The sequence below is a fragment of the Haloarcula amylolytica JCM 13557 genome (assembly GCF_000336615.1).
Lineage (GTDB): Archaea > Halobacteriota > Halobacteria > Halobacteriales > Haloarculaceae > Haloarcula > Haloarcula amylolytica.
The window spans coordinates 134,711-135,209 of the sequence record NZ_AOLW01000011.1 but is presented as its reverse complement, the minus strand read 5'-3'; positions in this window follow the sequence as shown (position 1 = coordinate 135,209).

Genomic DNA, 499 nt, shown 5'->3' with positions numbered 1-499 from the left:
AGTACAACTCAGGGATGTTTCGTATTCCCTACGAGAAACACAGAGGCTCAGCATCGTGTTTTGCTGTAGTCCTTTGAGAAGGATTTCTGTGAGATTTGTTGGCATGGCCCAAGAAAGTCGCTATGGAGAACATTGCTTCTTTTCGGACTCGTAGCGTTTATGAGAGCCCGCTTTTGTCCACCCCATCAGAATGGGATAGCCGCTCTGAGGACGATCTACAGGTAGAACCGCTGATCGGTGGTTCCGCTGGTTACAGGAGGAACTATTACTTTNTCAGAATGGGATAGCCGCTCTGAGGACGATCTACAGGTAGAACCGCTGATCGGTGGTTCCGCTGGTTACAGGAGGAACTATTACTTTCTCATATATACTTTCATAATGCTACTTTCAAGCATCCAGAAGGAGTCAAAATCGTCATATCTTCGTCGTACGGTAAAGATTGCCCCAGTCTCGGAAGACCGTGTGAGCGCTGGGTCCGCGTTGACGGATTTACGCCAGC